Origin of the sequence: Pseudomonas sp. 3296 (assembly GCF_031456615.1) — a bacterium.
GTDB classification, from domain to species: Bacteria; Pseudomonadota; Gammaproteobacteria; order Pseudomonadales; family Pseudomonadaceae; genus Aquipseudomonas; species Aquipseudomonas mucoides.
Genome location: NZ_JAVDUY010000003.1, coordinates 208,060 through 225,196 on the forward strand (window position 1 = coordinate 208,060; position 17,137 = coordinate 225,196).

Below are 17,137 nucleotides of genomic sequence, written 5' to 3' on the forward strand. Positions count from 1 at the left end.
GCCGCTTTGAACGAGACCCCGCACCGATGAACAACGCTCTAAACCAGTTGCAGCCCTACCCCTTCGAGAAGCTCCGCGCCCTGCTCGGCAGCGTGACGCCAAACCCGGACAAACGCCCTATCGCGCTGTCCATCGGCGAGCCGAAGCACCGCTCGCCAAGTTTCGTGGCCGAAGCCCTGGCCAGCAATCTGGATCAGATGGCTGTGTACCCGACCACCCTCGGCATCCCGGCCCTGCGTGAAGCCATCGCCGCCTGGTGCGAACGACGCTTCAGCGTTCCGAACGGCTGGCTCGACCCGGCGCGTAACGTGCTGCCGGTCAACGGTACCCGCGAGGCGCTGTTCGCCTTCACCCAGACCGTGGTCAACCGTGGCGACGATGCCTTGGTAGTCAGCCCGAACCCGTTCTATCAGATCTACGAAGGCGCGGCTTTTCTCGCCGGGGCCAAGCCGCACTACCTGCCATGCCTGGACGAAAACGGCTTCAATCCAGACTTCGATGCCGTTTCGCCAGACATCTGGAAACGCTGCCAGATCCTGTTCCTGTGCTCGCCTGGCAATCCAACCGGCGCACTGATTCCGGTCGATACCCTGAAGAAACTGATCGCCCTGGCCGACGAATACGACTTCGTGATCGCCGCCGACGAGTGCTACAGCGAACTGTACTTCGACGAACAAACCCCGCCGGCCGGCCTGCTCAGCGCCTGCGTGGAACTGGGTCGTAAAGACTTCAAGCGTTGCGTGATTTTCCACAGCCTGTCCAAGCGCTCCAACCTGCCGGGCCTGCGCTCGGGTTTTGTGGCCGGTGACGCAGATATTCTCAAGGGCTTCCTGCTGTATCGCACCTACCACGGCTGCGCGATGCCGGTTCAGACCCAACTGGCCAGCGTGGCCGCATGGAATGACGAAGTGCATGTTCGCGCCAACCGTGCGCTGTACCGCGAGAAGTACGACGCGGTGCTGGAAATCCTCAGCCCGGTGATGGACGTGCAGCGTCCGGATGGCGGTTTTTACTTGTGGCCCAATGTTGCAGGCGACGATGAAGCATTCTGCCGTGACCTGTTTGCTGAACAGCACGTGATGGTGGTGCCGGGTTCCTATTTGTCCCGTGAAGTTAACGGCGCTAATCCGGGAGCCGGTCGCGTGCGCATGGCACTCGTCGCACCGCTGGACGAATGCGTAGAAGCGGCGAAGCGAATTCGCGACTTCATTACTCGCAATAAGTAAGTATCCGGGCCCGCACTGTGCAACGCAGTGCGGGCCTCTCATACAGCAAGTTACACTTCAGCCAAAAATTAAAGTTCACCGAACTGCAGCGCCCCCTTACTCTCATGGAGCGCATTACTGTGCGCACTCTCACGACTCTTACTCTAACTTCATGGAAGAAGTAGCCAATGAACAGTATTGAAGACTGCAACCTCATCCAGTGGCCCGATGATCAACAATCCTACGACGCTGCTGTTAACGAAAACCCTGATAACGCAGGTTCCGCAACCGGCACCCGGCGCAAACGCTCGCTGGTCAATTACTCGAAACTCTGGGCAAACGGACGCACCCTCAAAATCGCTTTTATCGATGGCCCCGACGATGAGCACAAACAGAAAATCATCGACGCCGCTAGCCAATGGCTGCCGTATATCAATCTCAAGTTTGAGTTCGTCGATGATTTGCAGGGCGAGATTCGGATCGCTACCAGGAACAATGAAAACAGCTCAATGCTGGGCACCGACGCGTTGTTGATCCATCCCGACTGGCCGACCATGAACCTGGGAGTCAAACCTGACCATGAAGATTTCGCAGTGATTGTGACTCACGAGTTTGGTCACGCCTTGGGAGCAATGCACGAACATCAACACCCCGAAGCCAATATCCCCTGGGACAAACCAAAGGTGTATGAGTTTTACCAGAATAGAGAGATGAACCCGTTGACCAAAGAACAGGTCGATAGCAATCTCTTTGAGCCCTTCAATACAATCGAAGCGATTTATACCTCGTACGACAGAAAATCCATCATGCACCACCCGGTCGCTAACACGCTGACACTGGAAAACTGGGAAATCCCTATCAACCGAAAAATAAGTAAAAAAGATAAAAAACTGATGTCGTTGCTGTATCCAAAACGTTAGCAATCAAACTATCCATAGATTCGAGTGAGCCCGGCCAGACTATTTAACCAGCCCAAGATTGGCCTCACTCAAGTCCAGCTCACCCAACACCTCTCGCAGCACGTCATCACCAATCTGGTGATGACGACTGAGGTTATACAACTCCAGGCGTTGCGCCCGCAGCGCCTTGAGTCGCAATCGGCGCTCCAGCAGATCCATCTGAAAGGCCAGCGCCTGGGCTTCCGCCGAATCATTGAACACATCCAGCTGATGCCGATACTCGGACATGATCCGCGCCTTGAGTTCGACAGCCAACGCTGCCTCACTCGCGTCTACAGGCTTGGCCTCTTCGATTTCCAGCGCATGAATCGCCGCTTCAGCGGTCTTGCGCCACGCGTCTCGCACTTCATTGCGGCGCTTGTCATCAGGACTTATTTCAATGCCGCGCAGTAACAGCGGCAAACCGATACACGCTGAAATCAGCGACAACAGGATGACCCCGGCCGCGATGAAGATCAGCAGGTCCCGCTCAGGGAATGCCTCGCCCCCCATCATCAGTGGCACCGACAGCACACCCGCCAACGTCACCGCACCGCGTACTCCGCCGACCGTCAGCAGCCAACAGGAACGCATCGTCGGCACATGCGTCATCTCGCCTTTGCCGCGCAAGCGCCGCATCAACACCGACAAACGCCAGATGCTCTGCACCCAGACAAACCGCAACACCAGCAGGACCAGGAAAATCGCCAGCACATCCAGACAGCGGTAGAGCAGCGTAGGCCACAGCGAGGTTTCATGGCTGGCCACCGCCTTGATGATGTCCGGCAGCTGCAAGCCCAACAACAGGAAAATCAGGCCATTGAAGGCAAATTCCAGCAATGACCAAACGCTGCGGTTGAGCAGTCGGGTGCTGGTCTGGCGCGGCAGCAAGTCGAGCCAGCTCTGCATCATCCCCGCCGCCACCGCCGACAAAATGCCCGAGGCACCGAGCCGTTCAGCCAACACATAAGCGGCGAACGGCAGCAGCAACATGAACACCACGTGAGTCGCCGGGTCATCCCAACCGCGAGCAATCATCCACGACCGCGAGCGCCCAACCAGCCAGCTCAGTGCCACGCCGACGGCCAGGCCTCCAACCGCCACCAATACAAACGCCAGACTGGCGCTGGCCAGCGAGAACACGCCCGTCACCGCAGCGACCAAAGCGAATTTGAAGGTCACCAGACCCGAGGCATCGTTCATCAGCGCCTCACCCTGGAGCATGTGCATCAAGGGCATGGGCAAGCGATTGCGGGAAATGGCCGATACCGCCACGGCATCCGTCGGCGACAACACGGCGGCAAGGGCGAAGGCCACCGGCAGTGGAATGCTCGGGATCAACCAATGAATGAAGTAACCCGCGCCGACTACAGTGAACAGGACCAATCCCACCGCCAACGTCAGGATCGGCCCGCGCAGTCGCCAGAACTCACGCTTGGGCATGCGCCAGCCGTCGGAGAACAGCAGCGGCGGAAGGAACAGAAAGAGGAACAGTTCCGGGTCGAGTGCCACGTGCAAACCCAGGGTCGGCCACGCCAGCAACGCCCCGGCAGCAATTTGCACCAAGGGCAGCGGCAGCGGGATCACCCGTCCGATCAGACGCGAAACGCCGACCAGCATCAACAGGATAAGAACGGTATAGGCGGTTTGCATAAAGCGCGGTTCCCAGCAATCGACAGCATCGAAGTGCCATATTAGCCGCATAGACTGCACGACGGACGTTACACCAATGTCGCAGGCGGATCTGAGCGCCCACAGGTTTTGCGTTTTAACCGGAAGGCCATGGCATAATCCGTCACCTTTTTTTTCCAGCACCTGCAAAGGGGGCAATCCTTGACCGTTTCAAGCAAAACGTTGCACCTTTTCGGCATCAAAGCCTGCGACACCATGAAAAAGGCGCGCACCTGGCTCGATGAACACGCTGTCAGCTATGACTTTCATGATTACAAAACGGCCGGAATCGACCGTGAACACCTGACCCAATGGTGCGACGAGCACGGCTGGCAAGTGGTGTTGAACCGTGCAGGCACCACCTTTCGCAAGCTCGACGACGAACGCAAAGCCGATCTCGACCAGCCGAAAGCCATCGAACTGATGCTCGCACAACCCTCGATGATCAAGCGCCCGGTGCTCGATCTCGGTGACCGAACCCTGATTGGCTTCAAGCCAGATATCTACGCGGCAGCGCTCAAGTAAGCCAGCCCGTTCAATTTTGTAGAGGTATTCACATGTCCAATTCCCTGTTCAGCCTGGCCTTCGGTGTCGGCACTCAAAACCGTCAAGGCGCATGGCTGGAAGTGTTCTACGCCGCCCCTGTCCTGCATCCGTCGGCTGAAGTCATCGCCGCCATCGCGCCGGTCCTGGGTTACACCGAAGGCAATCAGGCCATCGCTTTCAGCACCGCTCAGGCGTCGCAACTGGCTGAAGCGCTGAAAGGCGTCGACGCCGCCCAGGCTGCCCTGCTGACCCGCCTGGCCGAGAGCCACAAGCCGCTGGTCGCGACCATTCTGGCCGAAGACGTGCAACTGACTTCCACGCCTGAGGCTTACCTCAAGCTGCACCTGCTGTCGCACCGCCTGGTCAAGCCCCATGGCCTGAACCTGGCCGGCGTGTTCCCGCTGCTGCCGAACGTGGCATGGACCAGCCAGGGCGCGATCGACCTGTCCGAACTGGCTGAGCATCAACTGGAAGCCCGCCTGCGTGGCGAGTTGCTGGAAGTGTTCTCGGTGGACAAGTTCCCGAAAATGACCGACTACGTGGTACCGGCCGGCGTGCGTATCGCTGACGCGGCACGTATCCGTCTGGGCGCTTACGTCGGTGAAGGCACCACCGTCATGCACGAAGGTTTCGTCAACTTCAACGCCGGCACCGAAGGTCCTGGCATGATCGAAGGTCGTGTATCGGCAGGCGTATTCGTCGGCAAGGGCTCGGACCTGGGCGGCGGTTGCTCGACCATGGGTACCCTGTCGGGCGGTGGCAACATCGTGATCAAGGTCGGTGAAGGCTGCCTGATCGGCGCGAACGCCGGTATCGGTATTCCGTTGGGCGACCGCAACACCGTTGAGTCGGGCCTGTACGTGACCGCTGGCACCAAAGTGGCGCTGCTGGACGAAAACAACAAACTGGTCAAAGTCGTCAAGGCGCGTGAACTGGCCGGTCAACCTGACCTGTTGTTCCGTCGCAATTCGGAGACCGGTGCCGTGGAATGCAAAACCCACAAATCGGCCATCGAACTGAACGAAGCGCTGCACGCTCACAACTAAGCGACGTCACGATCACCTGCAGGAGCAGAGCTTGCTCGCGATGGGGCCCCTGAGCCCACTAAAAGCTTCGCGAGCAAGCTTTGCTCCTACGGGTTTGGCGTACACCCGCCCATGTTTACCAGGGCCGAAATAACATGATGATCTCCTCTCCCTGGCGCGCCGATTTTCCGGCCATCGCCGCTCTGCAACGGCAAGACCAGACCTATCTGGACAACGCCGCCACCACGCAAAAGCCTCAAGCCCTGCTGGATGCCCTGACGCATTACTACGCCAACGGCGCAGCCAATGTGCATCGGGCGCAACACTTGCCCGGCGCCCACGCCACCCAAGCGTTCGAAGCCAGTCGCAGCAAAGTCGCGCAATGGCTGAATGCTGGCGATGGCGGGCAGATCATCTTTACCCATGGCGCGACCTCCGCGCTGAACCTCCTGGCCTATGGCCTGGAGCATCTTTTCAATCCGGGCGACGAGATTGTCATCAGTGCCCTGGAGCATCACGCCAACCTGCTGCCATGGCAGCAACTGGCCCAGCGGCGCGAGCTGAAACTGGTGATCCTGCCGCTGGATACCGACGGTTTGATCGATCTTGAGGCCGCCGCGCAGTTGATTGGGCCGCACACCCGCTTGCTGGCGGTCAGTCAGTTGTCCAACGTACTCGGCGTCTGGCAGCCACTGCCGGCCTTAATGGCGATGGCCAAGGCGCACGATGCGTTGACCGTGGTCGACGGCGCTCAAGGCGTGGTGCATGGCCGGCATGACGTGCAGGCGCTGGGATGCGACTTCTATGTATTTTCCAGCCACAAGCTCTATGGCCCCGATGGCTTGGGCGTGTTGTTCGGTCGCAACGAAGCGCTAAAGCAACTGCGTCACTGGCAGTTCGGCGGCGAAATGGTGCTGGATGCCGATTATCACCACGCACGCTTCCGCCCTGCCCCGCTGGGTTTCGAGGCCGGAACGCCGCCCATTGCCGCTGTGATTGGTCTGGGCGCAACCCTGGATTACCTCACAGGGCTCGATCAGGACGCCGTTAACGCCCATGAAGCCGCTCTGCATGACTATTTGCTGAAGGGACTTGAAGCCCGTAACGGCATTCGGTTGCTGGGCAAACCGCAACTGGCCCTGGCGAGTTTTGTCGTCGAGGGTGTGCATAACTCTGATCTGGCGCATTTGCTGACCGAACAGGGGATTGCAGTGCGGGCGGGCCATCACTGCGCGATGCCGCTCCTCAAAAGCTTCGAACTGGCCGGGGCGATTCGGGTGTCGTTGGCGCTGTACAACGATTCCGAAGACCTGGAGCGGTTTTTTGAAGCGCTGGACCAGGCGCTGGAGTTGTTGAGATGAATCTGCCTGCCGATGCGGTGGCGGCGCTGGAGACGTTCCAGAACGCTGCCGGCTGGGAACAGCGCGCGCGATTGCTGATGCAATGGGGCGACCGCCTGCCTGCGTTGAGCGATGTGGATAAGGTAGATGCCAACCGGGTGCATGGCTGTGAAAGCCAGGTCTGGTTGGTGGGCGCGCTGCTGGACGGTCATTGGCAGTTTGCGGCAAGCAGCGACGCGCGGTTGATTCGCGGGTTGGTGGCGTTGCTGCTGGCGCGGGTTAACGGGTTGTCAGCGGTTGAGTTGCAGCAGGTGGATTTGCCGGATTGGTTCAATCAGTTGGGGCTTAGCCGACAGCTGTCGCCGTCGCGCAGTAATGGTCTGAATGCCGTGCTACAGCGGATGCGAGAACTGGCCGTCTGACCGATCGTTCCCACGCTCTGCGTGGGAACGATCAGTATCAGGCAGGCTTGATCCTGTCGGCGGGGCGACGCACCCCGGCGACAATCTTATCCACAGCCTTGGTCGCCGCGACCATCCCAAACGTCGCCGTCACCATCATCACCGCCCCAAACCCGCCGGCGCAGTCGAGCTTCACGCCGTCACCGACAAAACTCTTCTGCAAGCAAATGCTGCCATCCGGTTTCGGGTAGCGCAGTTGCTCAGTAGAAAACACACACGGCACGCTGTAATGGCGAGTCACGGTGCGAGAGAAGCCGTAGTCGCGGCGCAAGGTCGAACGCACTTTCGACGCCAACGGATCATTGAACGTACGATTCAAGTCGCACACCTGAATCAGCGTCGGATCAATCTGCCCACCCGCACCGCCGGTGGTGATGATCTGGATCTTGCGTCGCTTGCACCAGGCAATCAGCGCGGCCTTGGCGTTGACGCTGTCAATGCAATCGATCACGCAGTCAATGTTCGGCGTGATGTACTCGGCCATGGTCTCGCGGGTGACGAAATCCGCCACCGCGTGCACCGAGCAGTCCGGGTTGATCCCGCGAAGGCGCTCGGCCATCACTTCAACTTTGGGTTTGCCGACGGTGCTGTCCAGCGCGTGCAACTGACGGTTGGCGTTGCTGACGCAGACGTCGTCGAGGTCAAACAGCGAAATCTCGCCCACACCACACCGCGCGATGGCTTCCGCTGCCCACGAACCCACGCCGCCGACGCCAACGATTGCCACATGCGCCGCGCGCAGGCGCTCCAACCCCTCGATGCCATACAAACGGGCGATGCCTGCAAACCGCGGATCTTCTGTACTCATGACCAATACCCCAAAAACCGGCGCGCATTATAGGGCCACTGCGCGAGAACTTTTAACCTTCTGGCTACAAGTGTAAGAACTTATGTGAAAGCAAATTGCCCAATGTCCGGCAATTCCCTGTCCGCTGTACGAAAAGAGAATGCCCGGTGTAGGATGCGCGCCCCTTGGCGACCGCCAACCGTTCCTTCGTTCCACAGTCTTTGGAACCTGAAATAGCTATGTCATCCCGCAAATTTGGACTCAACCTGGTCGTGGTGCTCGCCATCGCAGCCTTGTTTACCGGCTTCTGGGCGCTGATCAACCGCCCGGTCACCGCCCCCAACTGGCCTGAACAGATCTCCGGCTTCTCGTACTCGCCGTTCCAGCAAGGCCAGTACCCGCAGAAAGAGCAGTACCCGACCGACGATCAAATGCGTCGCGACCTGGAGATCATGAGCAAGCTGACGGACAACATCCGTACTTACTCGGTCGACGGCACCCTGGAAGACATTCCCAAGCTCGCCGAGGAATTCGGCCTGCGCGTGACCCTGGGGATCTGGATCAGTCCGGACCAGGAGCGCAATGAGCGCGAAATCACCCGTGCCATCGAAATTGCCAACACCTCCCGCAGTGTGGTTCGCGTGGTGGTAGGTAACGAGGCGATCTTCCGTAAGGAAATTACCGCTGCCGAACTGAGCGTGATCCTTGATCGCGTGCGCGCCGCCGTGAAGGTGCCGGTGACCACGTCCGAGCAGTGGCACGTCTGGGAAGAACACCCGGAACTGGCCAAGCACGTCGACCTGATCGCCGCCCACGTTCTGCCTTACTGGGAATTTATCCCGGTGGACAAGGCCGGCCAGTTCGTCCTTGACCGCGCCCGCGACCTGAAAAAGATGTTCCCGAAAAAACCGCTGCTGCTCTCGGAGGTTGGCTGGCCGAGCAACGGCCGTATGCGTGGAGGCACCGATGCGAGCCCGGCGGATCAAGCGATCTACCTGCGCACCTTGGTCAACAAACTCAACCGCCAGGGCTTCAACTACTTCGTGATCGAAGCGTTTGACCAGCCGTGGAAGGCTAGCGACGAAGGTTCGGTGGGCGCGTATTGGGGCGTGTTCAACGCCGCGCGCCAGCAGAAATTCAACTTCGAGGGCCCGGTGGTCGCGATCCCGCAATGGCGCGTGCTGGCGATCGGCTCGGCCGTATTGGCGTTGCTGTCCCTGACCCTGCTGATGATCGACGGCTCGGCCCTGCGCCAGCGTGGCCGTACCTTCCTGACCTTTATCGCGTTCCTGTGCGGTTCGGTGTTGGTGTGGATCGGTTATGACTACAGCCAGCAATACAGCACCTGGTTCAGCCTGACGGTCGGATTCCTTCTGGCTCTCGGCGCGCTCGGGGTCTTTATCGTTCTACTGACCGAGGCGCATGAACTGGCCGAAGCGGTCTGGACTCACAAGCGTCGCCGTGAATTCCTGCCGGTGGTGGGCGAATCGGACTACAGACCGAAAGTCTCAATCCACGTGCCCTGCTACAACGAGCCACCGGAGATGGTCAAACAGACCCTCAACGCCCTGGCCAACCTCGATTACCCGGACTTCGAAGTCCTGATCATCGACAACAACACCAAGGACCCGGCGGTCTGGGAACCGGTGCGCGATTACTGCGAAACCCTCGGCCCGCGCTTCAAGTTCTTCCACATTGCACCGCTGGCCGGTTTCAAGGGCGGTGCACTGAACTACCTGATCCCGCACACCGCCAAGGATGCCGAAGTCATCGCGGTAATCGACTCGGACTACTGCGTCGATCCGAACTGGCTCAAGCACATGGTGCCGCACTTCGCCGATCCGAAAATTGCGGTGGTGCAGTCCCCGCAGGACTATCGCGATCAGAACGAAAGCACCTTCAAAAAGCTCTGCTACGCGGAATACAAAGGCTTCTTCCACATCGGTATGGTCACCCGTAACGACCGTGACGCGATTATCCAGCACGGCACCATGACCATGACCCGGCGCTCGGTGCTCGAAGAGCTCGGCTGGGCTGACTGGTGCATCTGTGAAGACGCCGAGTTGGGTCTGCGCGTGTTTGAAAAAGGCCTGTCGGCGGCGTATTACCACACCAGCTATGGCAAAGGCTTGATGCCCGATACCTTTATCGACTTCAAGAAACAGCGTTTCCGCTGGGCCTACGGAGCGATTCAGATCATCAAGCGCCACACCGCCAGCCTGCTGCGCGGCAAGGACACCGAGCTGACCCGTGGCCAGCGTTACCACTTCCTTGCGGGCTGGCTGCCGTGGGTCGCGGATGGCATGAACATCTTCTTCACTGTCGGCGCGTTGTTGTGGTCGGCGGCGATGATCATCGTGCCGCAGCGGGTCGATCCGCCGCTGCTGATTTTCGCAATCCCGCCGTTGGCGCTGTTCGTGTTCAAGGTCGGCAAGATCATCTTCCTGTATCGCCGCGCCGTCGGCGTGAACCTGAAAGATGCGTTCTGCGCGGCTCTGGCCGGGCTGGCGTTGTCGCACACCATCGCCAAAGCGGTGCTGTACGGCTTCTTCACCAGCAGCATTCCGTTCTTCCGCACCCCGAAAAACGCCGATAACCACGGCTTCTGGGTGGCGATTTCGGAGGCCCGTGAAGAGGTGTTCATCATGCTGCTGTTGTGGGGCGCGGCGCTGGGGATCTTTCTGGTCAACGGCTTGCCGAGCAACGACATGCGCTTCTGGGTGACCATGTTGCTGGTGCAATCGCTGCCATACCTGGCGGCGCTGATCATGGCGTTCCTGTCTTCGCTGCCGAAACCGGCCGCCGAGCCTGAACCGTCACCCGCCGTCTAAATCTGTATGGATGCACTAAACGGCGGCCAATGGTCGCCGTTTTGCTTTAAGATAACCGCCATTTTGCGCGCCCAGCACCAATTCCTGTAGGAGCAAAGCTTGCTCGCGATTGATGCGACTCGGTGTAACAGAAAGACCTCATCATCGTTCATCGCGAGCAAATTCTGCTCCTACACAATTAGCTTCCGGAGTTTTCCATGACGGCCCACGCCGACCTTTCGCCGACCCTTCAACTCGCCATCGACCTGATCCGCCGTCCGTCCGTGACGCCGGTCGACGCCGATTGCCAGAAGCAGATGATGCAGCGCCTGGGTGATGCCGGTTTCATGCTGGAACCGATGCGCATCGAAGATGTGGATAACTTCTGGGCGACCCACGGCAAACACGACGGCCCGGTGCTGTGCTTCGCCGGTCACACCGACGTGGTGCCAACCGGTCCGGTGACGGCGTGGCAGATCGACCCGTTCAACGCGCTGATCGACGAACACGGCATGCTCTGCGGCCGTGGCGCGGCGGACATGAAGGGCAGCCTGGCGTCGATGACCGTGGCCGCCGAGCGCTTCGTTGCCGATTACCCGGATCACAAGGGCAAGGTCGCTTTCCTGATCACCAGCGACGAAGAAGGCCCGGCGCACCACGGCACCAAGGCGGTGGTTGAACGCCTCGCCGCGCGCAAGGAACGTCTGGACTGGTGCATCGTCGGGGAACCGTCGAGCACCACGCTGGTAGGTGATGTGGTCAAGAACGGCCGTCGCGGCTCCCTCGGCGCCAAGCTGACCGTTCGTGGTGTTCAGGGCCACGTGGCCTATCCGCACCTCGCCAAGAACCCGATCCACCTCGCTGCTCCGGCCCTGGCCGAATTGGCCGCCGAGCATTGGGACCACGGCAACGATTTCTTCCCGCCGACCAGTTTCCAGATCTCCAACGTCAATTCCGGCACCGGCGCGACCAACGTGATCCCGGGCGACCTGGTGGCGGTGTTCAACTTCCGCTTCTCCACCGAATCCACCGTCGAAGGCCTGCAAAAGCGCGTCTCCGACATCCTCGACAAGCATGGCCTGGACTGGCACATCGACTGGGCGCTGTCCGGTCTGCCGTTCCTGACCGAGCCGGGGGCGTTGCTGGATGCCGTGGCGTCGAGCATCAAGGACATCACCGGTCGCGACACCAAGGCGTCCACCAGCGGTGGCACCTCCGACGGGCGCTTCATCGCGACCATGGGCACGCAAGTGGTTGAACTGGGCCCGGTCAACGCCACGATCCACCAGGTCAACGAGCGTGTACTGGCCGCCGACCTCGACGTGCTGACCGAAATCTACTACCAGACCCTGATCAAGTTGCTCGCCTGATGCTCGCTTGCCCGATCTGCAGTGAACCGCTGAACGCGGTGGACAACGGCGTGGCCTGCCCCGCCGGGCATCGGTTCGACCGCGCGCGCCAGGGTTACCTGAACCTGTTGCCAGTGCAGCACAAAAACAGCCGCGACCCTGGGGATAACCTGGCCATGGTCGAAGCCCGCCGCGATTTCTTGAACGCCGGCCATTACGCGCCAGTGGCCAAGCGTCTGGCGGAACTGGCGGCGCACTATGCGCCACAGCGCTGGCTGGACATCGGCTGTGGCGAGGGTTACTACACCGCGCAAATCGCCGAGGCCTTGCCCAATGCCGACGGTTACGCGCTGGACATCTCCCGTGAAGCAGTCAAACGCGCCTGCAAACGCAACCCGCGGCTGACCTGGTTGATCGCCAGCATGGCGCGGGTGCCGTTGGCCTCGGGCAGTTGCCAGTTTCTAGCCAGCGTCTTCAGCCCATTGGATTGGGAAGAAGCCAAACGCCTGCTCAGCCCCGGTGGCGGCTTGATGAAAGTCGGGCCGACCAGCGGCCACCTGATGGAGTTGCGCGAGCGGCTGTACGACGAAGTCCGCGAATACACCGACGACAAGCATCTGGCCCTGGTGCCGGACGGCATGGCGTTGGCGCACAGCGAAACCCTGGAATTCAAACTGACGCTTGCAGAGGGTCAGGACCGCGCGAACCTGTTGGCCATGACGCCCCACGGCTGGCGCGCCAGTGCCGAACGCCGTGCAGCGGTCATCGAACAGGCCGAGCCGTTCGAGGTCACTGTGTCGATGCGCTACGATTACTTCGTTCTTCAATAAACCCTTAATTTTTTGGTCTTGAGCAACGGCTTGAGGCCGGCTAAATCCGCGAATGGATTTTTCAGACCCGCAGTGAGGACATCCATGCGCCAACCCGATATCGAGATTTACCTGAAAGACGCCGACGTCGACTACAAGGCCATCGCGGCCTGGCTCGGCACTGCGTTGGGCCCGTGCACCGACTGGGTTCAGAAAGGCCAGACATACAAGTGCAAGGCCGGCAACGTGCCGGTGACCTGGCTGCCAAAAGCCGTGGGCAAATGGAACAGCCTGTTTCTGGACAGCGACCAGACCCCATGGGAAGACGACATCGCCTGCGCCCGCGCAGCCTTTGCCGCACTGAACGTCGAAGTGCGTTGCGCGCCGGGTACGTGGGTCGAGGAAGAAGGTGAAGAGACAGCGGATCGCTGGATGCGTATCAGCGCGGATGGTGAAGAAGAAATCACCTGGAAAACTATTTAAAACCAGTACACAAAACCTGTGGGAGCGAGCTTGCTCGCGATGGGGCCCTTTCAGCCAACATCAATGTTGAATGTCAGTCAGTCATCGCGAGCAAGCTCGCTCCCACAGTGGTTCTGGGTGATCTGAAGATCGGGTTTACAAACCTACAACGTCCTCAGCCTGCAGCCCTTTCTCGCCGGTCACCACGGCGTATTCAACCTGCTGGCCTTCAGCCAGCGAACGGTGCCCTTCGCCGCGAATCGCGCGGTAATGCACGAACACGTCCACCCCGTCCTCGCGTTGAATAAAGCCGTAGCCCTTGGCGTCGTTGAACCACTTCACGTTGCCGGTTTCGCGCGTAGCCATGAATCAGTACCCCCTTGTTTTTATTTTGAACGGCCGAGTATATGACAGCCGTCAAAACTCTCAACTCACTTTACTTAGCCGCTTTTTTGCCGATTTTCGGTGAATACGGCACACTATCGCTCACCCGAGCAAACGCTCGGTTTTATTCACTCACGCAGAAGCCGTATGACCCGTTCCCCGTTCCGCCGTCTTGTGTTTGGCACCCTGCGCCGACTGTTGTATCTCTGGGTTCGCTCGGAGACGATCAACCAGTCGTCGTTTACCCTCAACCTCGACCGCAGTCGCCCGGTGTTCTACGTCCTGCAAAACCCTTCGCTGACCGACCTCGCCGTGGTCGACACCGAATGCAGCAAGGCCGGCCTGCCCCGCCCGGTGTTGCCGGTTTCAGTGGGTAACCTGGTGGAACCCGCCGCGTTCTTTTACCTGACGCCAGAGCCCGACTGGCTGGGCCGTCAGGACAAACGCGGCGCGCCGCCCACCCTGACCCGCCTGGTCAGCGCCCTGAGCCAGAATGCCGCCGAAGACGCGCAGATCATTCCGGTCAGCGTGTTTTGGGGCCAGTCGCCGGACAGCGAATCGAGCCCGTGGAAATTGCTCTTCGCCGACAGCTGGGCGGTCACCGGTCGCCTGCGTCGCTTGCTGAGTATCATCGTGCTCGGACGCAAGACCCGCGTGCAGTTTTCCGCGCCGATTCACCTGCGTGAACTGATCGATCACAACAAGGGTCACGAGCGCACCGTGCGCATGGCCCAGCGGATCCTGCGGGTGCACTTCCGCAACCTCAAAGCCGCCGTCATCGGCCCGGACATTTCCCACCGGCGCAATCTGGTCAAGGGTTTGCTCAACCAGCCACTGGTCAAGCAAGCGATCCTCGAGGAAGCCGAGCGCGAGAACATCTCCCCGGAGAAAGCCAAGGCCCAGGCCCTGCGCTACGGCAACGAGATCGCCTCCGACTACACCTACACCGCAATCCGCTTCATGGAAGTGGTATTGAGCTGGTTCTGGAACAAGATCTACGACGGCATCAAGGTCAACAACATCGAAGGCGTGCAAAAGGTCGCCCCGGGTTACGAAGTGATCTACGTGCCCTGCCACCGCAGCCACATCGACTACCTGCTGCTGTCCTATCTGCTGTTCCGCAATGGCCTGACCCCGCCGCACATCGCCGCCGGGATCAACCTCAACATGCCGGGGATCGGCGGCCTGCTGCGTCGCGGTGGTGCATTCTTCATGCGCCGTACCTTCAAGGGCAACCCGCTGTACACCTCGGTGTTCAACGAGTACCTGCACACCTTGTTTACCAAAGGTTTCCCGGTCGAATACTTCGTCGAGGGTGGCCGTTCGCGCACCGGGCGCATGCTGCAACCGAAAACCGGGATGCTCGCGATTACCTTGCGCAGCTTCCTGCGTTCGTCGCGCATGCCCATCGTGTTTGTGCCGGTGTACATCGGCTACGAGCGCGTATTGGAAGGCCGGACCTACCTCGGTGAACTGCGTGGTGCGACCAAGAAGAAAGAGTCGATCTTCGATATTTTCAAGGTCATCGGCGCGCTCAAGCAGCGCTTCGGCCAGGTGGCAGTGAACTTCGGCGAGCCGATCAAACTGGCGGAGTTCCTCGACAGCGAACAGCCGGACTGGCGCCAACAGGAACTCGGCCCGCAATTCAAACCGGCCTGGCTCAACGAAACGACTAACCGCCTCGGCGAAAAAGTCGCACAGCATCTCAACGAAGCGGCAGCAATCAACCCGGTGAATCTGGTGGCGTTGGCGTTGCTGTCCACCAGCCGTCTGGCGCTGGATGATCGCGCCATGGCGCGGGTGCTCGATCTATATCTGGCATTGCTGCGCAAGGTTCCGTATTCGCCGCACACCACGCTGCCGGAAGGTGACGGTCGTGCGCTGATCGAGCATGTGAAGGACATGGACCTGCTGTCCGAGCAGAGCGATGCCCTGGGCAAGATTCTGTACCTGGACGAGCAGAACGCCGTCCTGATGACCTACTACCGCAACAACGTGCTGCACATTTTTGCGTTGCCGGCACTGCTCGCGAGTTTCTTTCAGAGCGCTTCGCGCATGAACCGCGACCAGATCCTGCGTTACACCCGCGCACTGTATCCGTACCTGCAATCGGAACTGTTCATTCGCTGGTCCATGGATGAACTGGACGCCGTAATCGACCAATGGCTGCAAGCGTTCGTCGAACAAGGCCTGCTGCGCTTCGAAAACAATGTCTACCTGCGTCCGGCACCCAGCTCACGGCATTTCGTGCTGCTGACCTTGCTGTCGAAGAGCATCGCCCAGACCTTGCAGCGCTTCTACATGACCGTGTCCCTGCTGCTCAACAGCGGCCAGAACAGCATCAGTGCCGAGGAGCTGGAAGACTTGTGCACGGTCATGGCCCAGCGCCTGTCGATCCTCCATGGCCTGAACGCACCGGAATTCTTCGACAAGAGCCTGTTCCGTCACTTCATCCAGACGATGCTGGACCTCGAGGTGCTCAAGCGCGACGAAGCCGGCAAGTTGAGCTATCACGAATTGCTCGGAGAACTGGCCGAAGGCGCGGCCAAACGGGTGTTGCCGGCGGAGATTCGCTTGTCGATCCGTCAGGTAGCGTTGCATCGCAGTGAAGATGCGGCGGATCAGGCTTAGTTGGATCGTCAGTAACGTCCTGACAACAACTATAAGAACAGGGACGTTCTTATAGCTTTCTGATTATGGATTAATAGATCCCTCCAAATACCCCACCACGATATGGATATCGCGATGAACTTATTAGATAACCCCACCCACCACATCACCCTGACATTTAGTTTGCCTGAAGACTTTATGCCCCCTGCCGGTGGCGAGGCAGAGACTTATATATGCGTTTATACGGCAAACACTCAGCCTCCCATTAAAGTGGCGCAATCCCGTAAACCGATACTGTACGGGGGCCGCTGGAACTTTACATTTGCCCACAGTTATTCCGATGTCAGCGTCAAATACCGCGTGAATGTCAGCATGACCCACAACGGTCTGCCGCTGTTGATTGATCTGGACCACTTCATTATTGTTCACCGCGCACCTCACCGCCAAACACTGCACCTGAGCCCGATCGGTCGCCTCTATATCCAGGCGCAAGAACCTCAAACGGTTGCGCCTGAACACGCAGTGACCATTGCTGCCCATGAGCACGACAATGCGACGGTGCAACTGACTCAAGTGCATATCAGTGAACAAATGGCAGAGGCGTTTTATCTGGAGTACGATCCGGACACTGTTGTGCCAGGTAAACGCTATACCCTGACGGCGATTGAAAATGGATACCGCAACTCAATCGAAGTCTATCCCGGTTCTGTTGTATTAAAACCCTTCAGCAAAGCCTGAGA

The 17,137-nt window shown here is 59.5% G+C and carries 15 protein-coding genes; 12 read left to right on the plus strand and 3 right to left on the minus strand.

Annotated features, from left to right (window positions below):
- Positions 1-26 precede the first annotated feature (26 nt).
- Complete coding sequence (gene dapC / locus J2X66_RS09230) at positions 27-1,226, plus strand: succinyldiaminopimelate transaminase (RefSeq protein ID WP_310263366.1); 1,200 nt, start codon at positions 27-29, stop codon at positions 1,224-1,226.
- A gap of 167 nt (positions 1,227-1,393) precedes the next feature.
- Positions 1,394-2,125 carry a M12 family metallopeptidase gene (locus J2X66_RS09235; RefSeq protein ID WP_310263368.1) on the plus strand — a complete coding sequence of 244 codons (732 nt, stop codon included), beginning with the start codon at positions 1,394-1,396 and terminating at the stop codon, positions 2,123-2,125.
- 39 nt (positions 2,126-2,164) lie between these two features.
- Here J2X66_RS09235 and J2X66_RS09240 read toward each other — a convergent pair whose 3' ends face one another.
- Positions 2,165-3,796, minus strand: a complete 1,632-nt coding sequence (locus J2X66_RS09240; protein ID WP_059181547.1) for a Na+/H+ antiporter — start codon at positions 3,794-3,796, stop codon at positions 2,165-2,167.
- A gap of 234 nt (positions 3,797-4,030) precedes the next feature.
- Between J2X66_RS09240 and J2X66_RS09245 the strand changes: the two genes are divergently transcribed.
- The 4 genes from J2X66_RS09245 (at position 4,031) to J2X66_RS09260 (ending at position 7,147) form a co-directional block, all read left to right on the plus strand.
- Complete coding sequence (locus tag J2X66_RS09245; RefSeq protein ID WP_231986532.1) at positions 4,031-4,339, plus strand: arsenate reductase; 309 nt, start codon at positions 4,031-4,033, stop codon at positions 4,337-4,339.
- Between the two features lie 32 nt (positions 4,340-4,371).
- Complete coding sequence (dapD, locus tag J2X66_RS09250; protein ID WP_310263371.1) at positions 4,372-5,406, plus strand: 2,3,4,5-tetrahydropyridine-2,6-dicarboxylate N-succinyltransferase; 1,035 nt, start codon at positions 4,372-4,374, stop codon at positions 5,404-5,406.
- Between the two features lie 134 nt (positions 5,407-5,540).
- A complete protein-coding gene (locus J2X66_RS09255; protein ID WP_310263373.1) occupies positions 5,541-6,746 on the plus strand; it encodes a cysteine desulfurase in 1,206 nt (401 codons plus the stop codon).
- Positions 6,743-7,147: a SufE family protein gene (locus J2X66_RS09260; RefSeq protein WP_310263375.1), complete on the plus strand. Its 405-nt coding sequence runs from the start codon at positions 6,743-6,745 to the stop codon at positions 7,145-7,147. Before J2X66_RS09255 ends, J2X66_RS09260 begins: the two co-directional genes overlap by 4 nt.
- A 37-nt stretch (positions 7,148-7,184) precedes the next feature.
- Here J2X66_RS09260 and tcdA read toward each other — a convergent pair whose 3' ends face one another.
- A complete protein-coding gene (gene tcdA / locus J2X66_RS09265; RefSeq protein WP_310263377.1) occupies positions 7,185-7,994 on the minus strand; it encodes a tRNA cyclic N6-threonylcarbamoyladenosine(37) synthase TcdA in 810 nt (269 codons plus the stop codon).
- A 218-nt stretch (positions 7,995-8,212) separates the two neighbouring features.
- Between tcdA and J2X66_RS09270 the strand changes: the two genes are divergently transcribed.
- The 4 genes from J2X66_RS09270 (at position 8,213) to J2X66_RS09285 (ending at position 13,424) form a co-directional block, all read left to right on the plus strand.
- A complete protein-coding gene (locus J2X66_RS09270; RefSeq protein WP_310263379.1) occupies positions 8,213-10,804 on the plus strand; it encodes a glycosyltransferase in 2,592 nt (863 codons plus the stop codon).
- Between the two features lie 197 nt (positions 10,805-11,001).
- Positions 11,002-12,153 carry a succinyl-diaminopimelate desuccinylase gene (gene dapE / locus J2X66_RS09275; RefSeq protein WP_310263381.1) on the plus strand — a complete coding sequence of 384 codons (1,152 nt, stop codon included), beginning with the start codon at positions 11,002-11,004 and terminating at the stop codon, positions 12,151-12,153.
- A complete protein-coding gene (locus J2X66_RS09280) occupies positions 12,153-12,962 on the plus strand; it encodes a putative RNA methyltransferase (protein ID WP_310263383.1) in 810 nt (269 codons plus the stop codon). Before dapE ends, J2X66_RS09280 begins: the two co-directional genes overlap by 1 nt.
- Before the next feature lie 84 nt (positions 12,963-13,046).
- Positions 13,047-13,424, plus strand: coding sequence for a hypothetical protein (locus tag J2X66_RS09285; protein ID WP_310263385.1), 378 nt, complete (start codon positions 13,047-13,049; stop codon positions 13,422-13,424).
- 135 nt (positions 13,425-13,559) lie between these two features.
- Here J2X66_RS09285 and J2X66_RS09290 read toward each other — a convergent pair whose 3' ends face one another.
- Positions 13,560-13,769, minus strand: a complete 210-nt coding sequence (locus J2X66_RS09290) for a cold-shock protein (RefSeq protein WP_010462862.1) — start codon at positions 13,767-13,769, stop codon at positions 13,560-13,562.
- A gap of 165 nt (positions 13,770-13,934) precedes the next feature.
- On the opposite strand from J2X66_RS09290, the gene plsB reads away from it, so the two are divergent.
- Positions 13,935-16,418 (plus strand): glycerol-3-phosphate 1-O-acyltransferase PlsB, encoded by a 2,484-nt coding sequence (gene plsB, locus J2X66_RS09295; RefSeq protein WP_310263389.1) that lies wholly within the window; start codon positions 13,935-13,937, stop codon positions 16,416-16,418.
- Between the two features lie 114 nt (positions 16,419-16,532).
- Entirely contained in the window at positions 16,533-17,135 is a 603-nt protein-coding gene (locus J2X66_RS09300) for a hypothetical protein (RefSeq protein WP_310263392.1), read from the plus strand.
- Positions 17,136-17,137: the final 2 nt, after the last annotated feature.

Coding starts and splice junctions, on each gene's coding strand:
- dapC (WP_310263366.1), top strand. CDS start 27: ATGAACAACGCTCTAAACCAGTTGCAGCCCTACCCCTTCGAGAAGCTC.
- J2X66_RS09235 (WP_310263368.1), top strand. CDS start 1,394: ATGAACAGTATTGAAGACTGCAACCTCATCCAGTGGCCCGATGATCAA.
- J2X66_RS09240 (WP_059181547.1), bottom strand. CDS start 3,796: ATGCAAACCGCCTATACCGTTCTTATCCTGTTGATGCTGGTCGGCGTT.
- J2X66_RS09245 (WP_231986532.1), top strand. CDS start 4,031: ATGAAAAAGGCGCGCACCTGGCTCGATGAACACGCTGTCAGCTATGAC.
- dapD (WP_310263371.1), top strand. CDS start 4,372: ATGTCCAATTCCCTGTTCAGCCTGGCCTTCGGTGTCGGCACTCAAAAC.
- J2X66_RS09255 (WP_310263373.1), top strand. CDS start 5,541: ATGATGATCTCCTCTCCCTGGCGCGCCGATTTTCCGGCCATCGCCGCT.
- J2X66_RS09260 (WP_310263375.1), top strand. CDS start 6,743: ATGAATCTGCCTGCCGATGCGGTGGCGGCGCTGGAGACGTTCCAGAAC.
- tcdA (WP_310263377.1), bottom strand. CDS start 7,994: ATGAGTACAGAAGATCCGCGGTTTGCAGGCATCGCCCGTTTGTATGGC.
- J2X66_RS09270 (WP_310263379.1), top strand. CDS start 8,213: ATGTCATCCCGCAAATTTGGACTCAACCTGGTCGTGGTGCTCGCCATC.
- dapE (WP_310263381.1), top strand. CDS start 11,002: ATGACGGCCCACGCCGACCTTTCGCCGACCCTTCAACTCGCCATCGAC.
- J2X66_RS09280 (WP_310263383.1), top strand. CDS start 12,153: ATGCTCGCTTGCCCGATCTGCAGTGAACCGCTGAACGCGGTGGACAAC.
- J2X66_RS09285 (WP_310263385.1), top strand. CDS start 13,047: ATGCGCCAACCCGATATCGAGATTTACCTGAAAGACGCCGACGTCGAC.
- J2X66_RS09290 (WP_010462862.1), bottom strand. CDS start 13,769: ATGGCTACGCGCGAAACCGGCAACGTGAAGTGGTTCAACGACGCCAAG.
- plsB (WP_310263389.1), top strand. CDS start 13,935: ATGACCCGTTCCCCGTTCCGCCGTCTTGTGTTTGGCACCCTGCGCCGA.
- J2X66_RS09300 (WP_310263392.1), top strand. CDS start 16,533: ATGAACTTATTAGATAACCCCACCCACCACATCACCCTGACATTTAGT.